The sequence below is a fragment of the Streptomyces griseus genome (genome assembly GCF_001715295.1).
Taxonomy (GTDB): Bacteria; Actinomycetota; Actinomycetes; order Streptomycetales; family Streptomycetaceae; genus Streptomyces; species Streptomyces griseus_G.
On the sequence record NZ_MDKB01000001.1, the window covers coordinates 1,098,368 to 1,107,089 of the forward strand.

Here is an 8,722-nt window from a genome sequence, read left to right on the forward strand (position 1 = left end):
CGGACTGCTCACTTCTGTTCGTAGGCGGCCATGGCGGCCCGCACGGCGGGGGAGAACAGCTCGGGGCCCAGCGCGTCGGAGTGGGCCAGACCTTCCGGCGAGAGACTGAGCAGGCCGGGGCCCGCGGAGTCGTCCAGCCAGCCGCGGTCGGCGAACAGCCCGAGTTCGGCCGGGAAGTCGGCGCAGGGGTCCGTGCCGAACCGCTCGCGGTAATCGGCGGGCGGCAGGCCCTCCGCCTGGAGCAGGGACTGGAGGAGGTGGCGTCGGCGCGCCTCGTCGCCGTCGACGTACCTGCCGACCTCCGCCCGGGAGAAGTCCTCCGTCGCGGTGAAACCGTCGATGATGCCCCGGATCTCCCGCATCTCCACGGCGTAGTCGAAGGAGTAGTGCAGGGACGAGGTGTACGAACGGGCACCGCAGCCCAGCCCGATCATGCCGTCGGTCTGGCACGCGTAGTCGTCCGGGCCCGTCCGCGGGGCGTCCGCACGGCGGAACATCCGCATCGAGACCTGCTCGTAGCCCCGCTCCAGCAGATGGTCCCGGCCCGCGCGGTACAGGCGCAGCCGTTGCTCGTCCCAGGCGGCGTCCGCGCCGTCCGCGCCGTCCGGGACGGCCGGTGCTTCGGTGGCGGCCTGCGTGCCCGCCGGGCCTCGCGCGCCGCCCAGCCGGCCGAGGCCGGTCAGCGGGCGCACGTACAGCGGGTAGAGGTAGAGCTCCTCGGGGTGCCAGGCGAGGGCCGCGTCCAGCGACGTGCGCCAGCTCGCCTCCGTCTGCCCGTCGATGCCGTAGATGAGGTCGATGTTGAGTACCGGGACGCGGGCGTCACGGATGCGGCCCAGGGCTGCCTCGACCTCGGACCGGCGCTGAGGGCGGACCGCCGCACGGGCCTCCGCGTCGACGAAGCTCTGCACCCCGATGCTGATCCGGGTGGCGCCGCGTTCGGCCAGCACCGCGAGCCGGTCCGCTGTCGCGGTGGACGGCGAGGTCTCCACCGACAGGGGTACGGACCGCAGATCGGCGCCCATCCGCTTCTCCGCGATGTCGCAGAGGCGGTCCAGCTCGCCGGCGGTGAGGAAGGTGGGGGTTCCGCCACCGAAGGCGGCGGCGGCGAAGCGTACCGGCTCGACGTCGCCCAAGGCCTCACGGACAGCCGTCGCCTGGCGCTCCAGCGCGTCGAGGTACCGCGTCGTCAGCTCGTCGGGTGCGCCGATGCGGGTGAACAGATTGCAGAAGCCGCAGCGGACCTCGCAGAACGGTATGTGCAGATAGAGGGAGAGGGCGTCCTTGCGCTCACCCGCCCACAACTCGCTCAGCGAAGGACGTCCGGCCGGGTGGTCGCCGAGCGGGCGGTAGGCGGTCTTGTGCGGGTAGGCGTAGACGTAGCTCCCGTAGGGCCTGACGTCCGTGCTCGTGGTGCCCGTCGTGTGCGTCGTGCCCGTCCGGCCGGTCGCGCTGGTCATCGGTTCGTCCCATGCTCGAGGAAGAAGTGGGCGTAGGGCACGGTCCAGACGGCTTCGTGGCCGATCCGGTGTCCGGTGTACCCGTCCTCGCCGTAGGCCGTGCCGTGGTCGGAGCAGACGATGGCGAAGCAGCGGCGGCGGCTGCTCGCGGCGGCGAAGAGCCGGCCGATATGCCGGTCCACGTACTCCAGAGCGGCGGCGTGGGTGGCCCGGGAGTCGCCTGCCTCGGCGGTGGCCCCGGGCAGGTGGAACCAGTTGGGCTGATGCAGGGCCGACACGTTGACGAAGAGGAACAGCCTTTGACCGGGCGCGAGTGCGGCGACGACCTGCTCGGCGCGGGTCACCTGGTTCTCGAAGGACGTGGGAGAGGCGACACCGAATCCGGGCTCCCAGTGGCTCTCCTGGAACATACCGGGCAGTACCGAGCCGAGCGGGGGGTGCCGGTTGAAGAAGCCGACACCGCCGATGCACACGGTGCGGTACCCGGCGTCCGCGAGCCCGGCGAGCAGATCCGGCGCGTCGTGGACGAACGTACCGTCCGCCGTGGACTCACTGCCCGCGAAGCGCGCCGCGAACAGCCGCGGGTGCGGGCCGGGGGCAGCGGGTGTCGGAAGGAATCCGGCGAACATGGCCTGGTGGGAGGCGTAGGTGAAGCTTCCCGGTGCGTGTCTTCTCTCCCAGACGCCCCCAGGCAGGTGCCGGGCGAGATGGGGAATGCGCCCGGCGGCGGCCAGCTCCACGGCCACGTCGTAGCGCAGGGTGTCCAGGGTGACCAGCAGCAGATCGTGGGTGCCCACGACCGCGTTCATATCGGGGTCACGGGCGTCCATGACGCCGTACGCGGAGTCAGGCGGCGTGGGTGGCACGGTGGTTCCTCGTTCGGTCGTTCTTCGACGGGTCGGGGTCGGACCGCCCCGTCCTCGGCGGCTGGTGGTCGGACGGTTCGTGGCCGGACTGCCTGTTGCCCGAGGACTCCGCGCTCGACGACGGTCCGTAGCGCGACGGCTCGTCGCCCGGAGGCTCGTTCCCGGACGGTTCGTGGCCGGACGGTTCGCGGCCGGACGGTACGTGGCCGGACGGTTCGTGGAGCGGCGGATGCCGCATCGACGGGCCGATTCCCGGCGGGGCCCCGTGCCGCAGTACGGCGGCGACCTGCGCCCGGTAGGTGTCCATGCCCTCGGCGCCGCTGCCCGGCAGGCCGGTCAGGCGCGGCAGGAGATCCCCGAACGCGTTGACCTCGCCGACGGCGAAGCGCCGCCAGCCGGTGGAGGGCAGGAGATCGACGCCCACGCACAGCGTGTCCGGGAAGCAGGCGGCGGCCCGCTCGCACATCTCCAGAGCCTCGTCCCAACTGCCGCCCGCCGCCTCGACGGCTGCCCGGACCTCGTGCAGATCGCCGCGGCCACCGCCCAGGTGCAGATTGGTCATGGGGGAGCGGCTGGTCCGTACGACCGCGTGGGTCGCCCGGCCCGCGATCACCACGACCCGGAGATCGGCCACCCGGCCGCCCCGTACGGAGGCCTTGGGCAGCCAGCGCTCGATGTGCAGGCCGTCCGGTGCGAGAGCGTCGACGACCGCGGCCACCTCGCGCTCCGAGGTGTACGTGCGCAGCCGCAGCGAGTTGAAGAGGCGGCCGGCCGCGTCCGTCTCCACGGACGTCGTCGCACGCACCCGGCCGGGGCCGGCCGTCTCCAGCGCCAGCACACCGGAGGCGGAGGAGCCGTGCGCGAGCTTCACGAACGCCCGCGGCATGCGGTGGCCGTCCAACAGCCGGCGTACGTCCGTCCAGCCCCCCACGGGGGCCGCGGCCGCGGCGGCGCCCGACGTGGGGGAGTCCGGTACCCGCACCCCGGCGGAGTCCAGGGCAGCGTGGCAGAGCCGCTTGTCGAAGAGCACCGCGATGTCGCGGGGACCGTCCAGCAGCACGGCGCCGGCCGCGTCGGCCGCCCGGGCCACGTCCCGTACCGCAGAGGTGAACCGGGTGTACCAGAGGGACGACCCCTCCACCCTGGCCGGGTCGTCGACCTCACGCAGCAGCCGCTCGACCTCGGCGTCCTCGCCGGGCGAGTCGATACGGACCAGCTCGCCCGGCAGGAACGCCGCTCCGCCCCGCAGCACCTCACGCCAGGGGACGGTGCGCGCCGGTGGCAGCCCGGCGGTGCTCAGTGCCTCCTGGAACAGGGCCACCCTGCGGTTGCCGGGATTGCCGACGACCGCGAGGGGCGGCGCGCTACTCGCTGACGACGACATAACGGCTCTCGTCGTCCTCGGGGTCCCAGTCCTCCGCCTCGGTCAGATCGACCTGCACGCCCGCCTCGGCGCAGACGTCACGGATCCGGGACATCAGCGGTTCGGTGAGGTAGTGGTGGTGGAGGTCCAGACAGGAGAGATGGGTGAGCGGCTGCCCTTCGAGCAGGGCCAGGGCACCCGGGTCGCCGAGGGTGCCCATCGACAGCGCGAGGGAGTCCAGCTGGGCGACGACCGGGGCCGAGGCGAGCGCGGCCGCGAACTCGTCCTGGATCTCGCTGTTCTGCAGACCGAGGTGGCGCAGGGCCGGAAGGACGGTGCCCGACAGAACCGGCCGTATGTCCTCGACCGTGGCGTCGCCCCCGTACCACTGCGTACCGAACCAGAGTTCCAGTCGCTCCAGGGCGGGCAGCTCGGACGCGCCGAGCGCCCGGACGACGTGGCCCGGCAGTCCGCCGGACTCGAACCGGAGCGTCCTCAGGGCCCGATGCCTCACCGGTCGCAGCCGCAGGTTCTCCTCGTCCGGGAACTGGCCGCCCCCGCCGCGCACGACCAGCTCCTCGAGGAGGGGGAAGGCCTCGAACACCAGGGTGATGTCGCACATCCGCAGCCAGGAGACCTCGCACTCCTCGCTGGTGACATCGGCGAGGAACAGCCCGCGCAGCTCCGGGAAACGGTCCGCGTCGGACGCGATGAGCTGGACCACGGGGGCGATGGACGTGTAGTCGCCCTCCCACCACGGCCCGATCAGCAGGGCACGGACCCGGCTCGTGTCGACGGCCGACAGGAACTGCCGCCACACCTGCGGGAACAAGGGGCCGTCCGGCTCGCACTCCAGCCGCCAGGCGACCGTGTCGGCCGCGGGCAGCGGTGCCGCCGTGGCGTCGGGGGCCGGGAGGGTGAGGACCGGCAGGCCGTGGAAGACGTCCGGGTGCTCGACGTCGAGATGTTCGATCTCGGTCATCGCCGCATCACTCCGCGACCATGGTGTAACGCCCCTCGGCGCCGAGGTCGTCCCACGGGGTGCAGCGCTCGGACAGATCCACCCGCACCCCGTGAGGCTCCAGGGCCTCCTTGACCCGGCGCTCCATCGGCTCGGTCAGGAAGTGGTGGTGCAGGTCGAGCGAGGAGAGGTGGTGGAGCGGCTGGCCCTCCAGCAGAGCCGCCGCCCCTTCGTCACCGAGGGTGCCGAAGGACAGGTCGAGGGTGCGCAGACGCGCGACGACGGGTGCGGAGCCGATCGCGGCCGCGATCTCGTTCTGCAACTCGCTGTTGCGCAGGCCCAGGTGGTGCAGGCGGGGGAAGCGGGTGCCGCTGAGGAGGGGAGCCAGGTCCGGCAGGGTCGCGTCACCCCCGTAGTTCGAGACGCCCAGCCACAGGTCGAGGCTCTCCAGTGCCGGGAGTTCGCTGTCCAGGATCCCGCGCACCACTTCGGCGGGGAGACCGCCGGCCTCTATGGAGAGGGACCGCAGGGAGGCGTGACGTGTCGGGGGGAACTCGAGGCCCGTGCCTCCCCGCACGCCGAGGGTCGTCAGCCCCGGGTAGGCGGTGAGCAGGGCCGTGACGTCGGACTGCTCGATCCAGGAGATCTCGGCCTCCTCCATCACCAGATCCCCGACGAAGACGGCTTCGAGCGAAGTCAGCCGGTGGGCCGCGGCCACGACGAGGCCGACGGGGTAGGAGGACGGGTCGTCGTACACCTCTCCCCACGGGCCGATGACCAGGGCCTTGACCGCGGACGGGTCGACCGTGTCGAGGAAGGCGGCGAACCGGTCCTCCCACGTTCCGCCCTCGTCATCCATGTCGTACGGGTCGACGCCGATACGCCAGGCCACGGCGTCCGCCGCCGGAGGGTCGGCCTCCTCGGACTTCTGCTGGAAGGTGACGACCGGGAGGCCGAACAACTCGCGCAGGTGTTCCACACCGGACATGGCACTGAGCTCCTGATGCTGAGGACGGTTGATGTCCGCAAGGTGTATCAAGTGCCACTGACAATCGTGCAGGCGGCCCCTCGACGGCGTAAGGCCGGTTGTCGGACCCCCGTCGTAGCGTTGCCTCCACGGTCGGCACACCGGGTGCCGCCGTGGAGGGGAGACGTCTGTGTACCGGCAGGGCGATGTGCTGATCATGGCGCTGGAGGAGTCGGAGGTTCCCGCACGGTTCCTCGACGCACCGGGCGAACTGCGCGACGGGCGGGGGCGCCTGGTCCTCGCGCTGGGTGAGGTGACCGGACACGCGCACGCCGTCCAGGGGCCGGGCCGGCTGGTGCGCGAGGCGGGGCCGTTCGACCCGATGCTTCTCCATCTCCCCGAAGGCGGGCGGGTGGTGCACGAGGAGCACGCCGCGATCGCGCTGCCCAAGGGCTGGTTCCGCGTCGTGCGCCAGCGGGAGTACGCGCCGGGGGCGGTCCGCATCGTCGCGGACTGAGCCCGCGCCGCGGTGGGCGGCGAACGGCGTCGTCGTACAGGGGCGACGGAGTGCGGGACGAGCGGACGCGGCGACGGGAACGCGGCCGTGTGACACACGGCGCCGTCCGGACGGACGGCTACGGGACGAACCAGGGGACGGGAAGAACGATGCAGTACGTGAACACATGGCGGGCCGTTGCCGCAGCGACGGGAGAGGGGGACCGGAGTGCCGCCGAGGACGGGGTGCGACTCGCCTACCGCGGCGCCGGACTCGCCGAACCGGAGCGCATCATCTGGGCGGACTCGCCCAGGGCCGCGGTCGAGACGGTGGAGAAGCTGACCGACGCCGGCCGATCGGTACGCGAGGAGGTGCGCACCCGCCCCTGGGCGGAGGAGCGCCGACGGATGCACGACGAGCTGGGCCCGGCCGGCTGGTCCGCGCTGTGGTCGGCCACCGGAGCCCAGCTGTGGGAGACCACGGCCGCACTGGCGGAGCGGATACGTACGGGTGTCGTCGCGGAGCTCGCCACGCTGCCCGAGGACGAATCCGACATCCGGCTGGTGCTGCTCGACGCCGTACTCGGCCAGCACGACGCGGCCTGGCTCGCCGCCTTCGACGGCCGGGGCGACCGGCTGACAGGACTGGCCGAGGTCGCCAGGAACGCCGGATGGTGGTGGCCGTACGAGCGTGTCGTAGTGATCAGCGAACGGCCCGTGGCCCTGCACCGCGACGAGGCGGGGCGGCTCGACCGGGGTGACGGCCCGGCCCTCGCCTACCGTGACGGTTTCGCCCTGCACGCCTGGCGGGGAATGCCCGTGCCGCCCGAGTTCCTCGAAGGACTGGGGAGCCTGACCCCCGAGCGTATACGCGCCGAGGAGAACGCCGAACTGCGCCGCGTCATGCTCGAGTACTACGGCTACGACCGCTATCTCGCGGAATCGGGCGCGGAGCCCGTGCACCGCGACGAGACCGGAGTCCTCTGGCGTATCGCTCTGGAGGGCGACGAGGACGTGGCGATGGTCGAGGTCGTCAACTCGACGCCCGAACCGGACGGGACGCACCGGACCTACTGGCTGCGGGTTCCCCCCAGGATCAGCACCGCCAAGGAGGGTGTCGCGTGGACCTTCGGACTCGACGGCGCCGCGTACGCCCCGGTGCGCCAGACCTGACCTGGCGGGTCGACCTGGCCTGGCGGGCCGTCACGGCAGACGGTGGCGGAACGGGTACCCGGCGCCCACCCGTTCCTCCGCCCTCGACACCGTGCGTATGCCTCAGCCCGTCAGGGCGGAGCGCTGCAGGCCGAGTTCGCGGGCCAGCGCCTCCTCGGTCCACCGCAGCGTCGTCGCCCGGGACAGCGGTCCGCCGTACGACGTCATCTGCAGGGCCAAGCCGTCCAGGAGGGCGGTCAGCCGCCACGCCACGGACATCGGGTCGTCGCACTCGAACTCGCCGGTCGCTGCTCCCTCTTCGATGACCTCGGCCAGCTCGGCCTTCCACTGCTGGTCGAGATCACCGGCCACCTCGCGCAGCGCCGGGTCGCGCAGGGATGCGGCCCAGCCCTCGATCCACAGCCGCCAGCCCTTGGCCTGCCCGCTGGGGGCGTACCAGCGTACGGCGGCCCTGAGCCGCCGGACCGCCGTGGTGCGGCGGCCCATCAGCTTACGCAGATGCGCCAGATCGGCCTCGGCCGCATACGCGAAGGCGGCCGCCACCAGCTTCTCCTTGGAGGAGAAGTGATAGAGCACCAGCGCGTTGCTCACCCCGAGGACGGAAGCCACATCCGCGATCCGCACGGCTGAGACACCCCGCACCTCGATCTGCTCGACAGCAGCGCGCAGGAGCTCCTCACGCCGTTCCGCCACGCTCAGTCGCACTCTCGCCACGCCACTCACCCTAAGGGCACTCACCCTGAGGGCTGTCCCGCAATGCGCGGCGGGCGCGCGAGGACAGCTACGGCACCTCGGCACGTGGTCGGAACATTCCTCTATGTCCCGTATGTGGACGTCACTCCGCCGTGCAATGCCCCGCATCCGACGCCGCGCGCCGATCCGACGGAATCGCCCGACCACCCTCTGCGGGCGTCGGCAGTTGCCGGCGGGCGCGCGACGACCGGAGCGGCGCCCGCGTCACCGTGTCGGGAGGTCCACGGACATGCCGTAGGCGGACGCACTCCCGCCGAGTGAGGCGCCACATCCGGTGCGCGCGCTGATCGGGCGGGAACCGTGCGACAGCCCCCCACCGAGGCGCGACCCCGTGTGCCGGCTCCGCGCCGGGCCCCGTGCGCCGGCCTCGCGCACGGGCCCGTGCGCCGGCGCGCCGCGTACGGGCCGCGAGCCACGCTTCGGGCCGGCCTCGCGGCGCGCCGGCGCTCCCGATGGTGACGAGACCGGTCGCCGGACGCGGAATCCTTCGGCGTGCACGGACGTTGGACTCGGCATGACGGACATCCCATGCGGGGACGGCGCGTTGCTGCGGCTCCTCGACGAGCGCGACGGCCGAGAGGTGGTCACGCCCGAGCGGGCCCGGACGCCCCGGACGCCTCCCAGGATCCACGCCCACCGTCCGGGCGAAGGCGTCATCCGGATGTCCGCCCCCCCCCCCCCACA

8 protein-coding genes are annotated in these 8,722 nt (G+C 72.5%); 2 read left to right on the forward strand and 6 right to left on the reverse strand.

Annotated features, from left to right (window positions below; genetic code table 11):
• Positions 1-8 precede the first annotated feature (8 nt).
• Genes BA175_RS04255 through BA175_RS04275 form a run of 5 tightly spaced genes read right to left on the reverse strand, consistent with a single transcriptional unit; the run spans position 9 to position 5,638 of the window.
• Entirely contained in the window at positions 9-1,460 is a 1,452-nt protein-coding gene (locus tag BA175_RS04255) for an STM4012 family radical SAM protein (protein ID WP_069169846.1), read from the reverse strand.
• On the reverse strand, positions 1,457-2,269 hold the full coding sequence (locus tag BA175_RS04260; protein WP_107407531.1) for an STM4013/SEN3800 family hydrolase: 813 nt from the start codon (positions 2,267-2,269) through the stop codon (positions 1,457-1,459). The genes BA175_RS04255 and BA175_RS04260 overlap by 4 nt, the downstream gene beginning before the upstream one ends.
• 37 nt (positions 2,270-2,306) lie before the next feature.
• Positions 2,307-3,710, reverse strand: coding sequence for an STM4014 family protein (locus BA175_RS04265; protein WP_254667803.1), 1,404 nt, complete (start codon positions 3,708-3,710; stop codon positions 2,307-2,309).
• Entirely contained in the window at positions 3,691-4,671 is a 981-nt protein-coding gene (locus tag BA175_RS04270) for an STM4015 family protein (protein ID WP_069169848.1), read from the reverse strand. The genes BA175_RS04265 and BA175_RS04270 overlap by 20 nt, the downstream gene beginning before the upstream one ends.
• Before the next feature lie 7 nt (positions 4,672-4,678).
• Positions 4,679-5,638 (reverse strand): STM4015 family protein, encoded by a 960-nt coding sequence (locus BA175_RS04275; RefSeq protein ID WP_069169849.1) that lies wholly within the window; start codon positions 5,636-5,638, stop codon positions 4,679-4,681.
• A gap of 169 nt (positions 5,639-5,807) precedes the next feature.
• Between BA175_RS04275 and BA175_RS04280 the strand changes: the two genes are divergently transcribed.
• Both BA175_RS04280 and BA175_RS04285 read left to right on the forward strand, forming a co-directional pair.
• Positions 5,808-6,134, forward strand: a complete 327-nt coding sequence (locus BA175_RS04280; protein WP_069169850.1) for a hypothetical protein — start codon at positions 5,808-5,810, stop codon at positions 6,132-6,134.
• 149 nt (positions 6,135-6,283) lie between these two features.
• Positions 6,284-7,285 carry a DUF6745 domain-containing protein gene (locus tag BA175_RS04285; RefSeq protein WP_069170318.1) on the forward strand — a complete coding sequence of 334 codons (1,002 nt, stop codon included), beginning with the start codon at positions 6,284-6,286 and terminating at the stop codon, positions 7,283-7,285.
• Between the two features lie 102 nt (positions 7,286-7,387).
• On the opposite strand, the gene BA175_RS04290 is transcribed toward BA175_RS04285, so the two are convergent.
• Positions 7,388-7,999 carry a TetR/AcrR family transcriptional regulator gene (locus tag BA175_RS04290; RefSeq protein ID WP_302622478.1) on the reverse strand — a complete coding sequence of 204 codons (612 nt, stop codon included), beginning with the start codon at positions 7,997-7,999 and terminating at the stop codon, positions 7,388-7,390.
• Between the last annotated feature and the right edge of the window lie 723 nt (positions 8,000-8,722).